The sequence below is a fragment of the Longimicrobium sp. genome (assembly GCF_036554565.1).
In the GTDB taxonomy this organism is placed as follows: domain Bacteria; phylum Gemmatimonadota; class Gemmatimonadetes; order Longimicrobiales; family Longimicrobiaceae; genus Longimicrobium.
In genome coordinates, this window is the sequence record NZ_DATBNB010000509.1 from 1 (window position 1) to 2,607 (window position 2,607).

Here is a 2,607-nt window from a genome sequence, read left to right on the forward strand (position 1 = left end):
CGCCTGAACCCCGCCGTCCACGCCGGCCGTCCCCCGCGGGACGGCCGGCGCGGCGATTACGCGCAGTAGTTCTGCACGCGGACCACGTAATCTACGCCGTAGGTCCAGAACGCCGAGCCCGGATCGCTCTTGTCGCTCTGCAGCTCGCCGTGGCCCTTCAGGTGGTAGCGGTCGCGCGGGATGGCGTACGCCCTGGTGATGTCGCAGCTGAGCCGCGCCGAGAAGTTGAGCTGCGCGTCGCTCCAGGTGGTCTGCGAGGCGTACCCCGCGTGCTCGATGCCCACCGTGAAGTCGTTGGACTGCACGCCGTTCAGGTAGGTGTGGGTTCCGCCGTTGCGCGCGGCGTCGTAGTACGCGCCGATGTGCCAGGCGCGGTTGGACTCGCGAACCAGCTGCGAAATCTGGATGGAGCCGTCGGCCATGTCTACCGGGCGGCTGACCACGTAGTGCGCGCTCAGCCCGCGGTCCAGCAGGGTCTGCAGGCACCCGTTCCAGTAGTCGCCCTCGCAGGTGTGCAGGATGATCATCTGCTGCTTGTACGGATGCGACGTGTTGGTGGGCACGGCGGGGCGGGCATTGTAGTTGGGGTTGGCCCGCCACAGAGCGCCCGAAACGCAGAAGTCGGGCGCGCACTCCACCGCCGCCGCCGCCCCCACGTCCACCTTCACCATCTCCCGCGGAATGGTGGCCGTCACGGCCCCGTTCTCGTCGCGCGCCACGGCGCCGTTGCGAAGAACGCCGTACACGCCGTTCTGCACGTACATGGCGCGGATCTCGGCGCTGGCGATGCCGCTGTAGCGGGCAACCGCCGGCGCCCAGGCGCTCACGTCGTCACGGTCGATGCTCAGCTCGCCCGCCTGCGCCCCCAGGAGCGCGGCGGCCGCACGCACGTTGGCGCGCACGTCGCTCTGCGCGGCCACGATGGAGACGCCCGCCAGCGACGCGCCGCGCGCGAGCTGCGCCCCGCGAAGCGCCATCACCCCGTACGCGCGCCCCTGCCCCGGGAACTCCTCTTCGCTGCGGATCATCTGCAGCTCGGTGGCGTGGTAGCCGATGGCCTTGAGCAGCGACGCGGGGACGTTGAACTCGGCCCCGGCGTCGGCGAACACCTTGTCGAGGCTCGCCTGCGAGGGCGCCGCGATCTCAGGATCCGCCGCATCCCGTCCAGAGGCGGGGTTGTCGGCGCAGGCGGCAAAAAGCAGCGCCGCGCCGGCCACGAGGGCCGACGTGTAAATTGTCCGCATCAGGCATTCTCCGGGCGTGGGGTGTGTACGGCTGGAACCCGTCCGTACGGCAAGGAGCGATCCGCGTCCCGCTCAGGCCCTGACTGGCTTTGTTGCGATCGACGCAAGCCGTTGCCGCTGATCCGGATGCACCCGCTCCCCCGTTCGCGTACAGCGAAGTTGATGAACCAATGGGAGCGATTCACCCGCACCGTTCTGGTGCATCCCGATCCCGATGAGTGCAGCCGGACAGCCGCGCCGGTGTCGAGTCAGGTACGCTCGTAGAAGGGCGGCGGCTCGACGCCCAGGGCGCGCAGATACACGTAGCCTTGCCCGCGGTGGTGCACCTCGTTGTCGATCACGTACAGCAGAAGGTCGTGCACCTTGCCGGGGAACTGCCCGAACGCGGTGGTGGTCTCCTGGAACCGCGCCAGCGGGATTTGCGCCCAGAGGGTGTCGATCTCAGCCGTCGCCTCGTCCCACTCGCGCAGCAGGTCGGCCTTGGGGAGTGCCTGGCGATCCCAGGACGCCGCCCACTCCTCGCTCACGATGCCGCGGACCATCGGCGCCGCCATCACGAGCATCTCCAGCGCCATCGTGCCGAAGGACCGCATCCCGCCGAGCGTGAAGGTGAAGAGCTGGTCCTCGGGAAAGGCGTCGATCACCCGCCGGGTCAGGCGGCGGTGCCCCTGCCAGTGTTCCCGCAGTGCTTCGGGCGAGATGACGGCGGCGGTTTCGGGAGTGGTAGACATGCGGTGGCCTCGGGTACGGGGTGGGATGATGGCGGGCCGATCTTCGGCGTTTCTGCGGTCAGCGCCCACAGTCTACTCCGTGGCCGTTGCGCCCGCAAGCATCAAGTTGACCGCTTTGCCACTCCCCTTGACGCGAGCCGCTCGCGTGAACTCAGTAGTACTCTCGCACATACCCGTACGTCTTGTCGAACAGATCGCCATCCCGGTGCAGTTGGTACTGGAGAAGCGTCCGACGTACGGCGATCTTCACCTCGCGCTCACCAGCAGCCGTCTTCTGCCAGCCAGGAAAACGTACTGTTCGGACGATCGCGTCGATGTCGTTGACGATGCGCTCCACGATGATGGGCGTCGACGCGGTGCGCACCTGCTGAAACAGCTCCGTCAGCGCCTCCTTCCCCAAGTCCTCGTCCACCGCGGGCGGTATCTCGCGCTCGGCCATCACAACGTCTCTCGCCAGGTCCAGCAGCGCCTTCAGGAACTCCACGCTGTTCACCATCCCGCGCTCATGGCGGTGCTTCAACTCCTCCAGACGCTCCGACAGGGCGCGGAACTCCGGCGAGCCGACTCGCTTGCGCAGGCGCGCTGTGAGCTTGATATCGATCTCCCGCGCCTTCTTCTCGGGGTTGGGTGAT

At 67.9% G+C, this 2,607-nt stretch carries 2 protein-coding genes and 1 pseudogene; all 3 read right to left on the bottom strand.

All coding sequences use genetic code 11. The features are described 5' to 3' along the window. Nucleotides 1-56: 56 nt before the first annotated feature. A complete protein-coding gene (locus VIB55_RS13965; RefSeq protein ID WP_331877267.1) occupies nt 57-1,244 on the bottom strand; it encodes a peptidoglycan recognition family protein in 1,188 nt (395 codons plus the stop codon). A gap of 248 nt (nt 1,245-1,492) precedes the next feature. Beyond that, the gene (locus VIB55_RS13970; RefSeq protein WP_331877268.1) at nt 1,493-1,975 is read right to left on the bottom strand and encodes a DinB family protein; all 483 of its coding nucleotides are present in this window, start codon (nt 1,973-1,975) and stop codon (nt 1,493-1,495) included. Nucleotides 1,976-2,126: 151 nt separating this feature from the next. Next, nucleotides 2,127-2,607, bottom strand: a pseudogene (locus tag VIB55_RS13975) (type I restriction endonuclease subunit R); the annotation flags it as partial.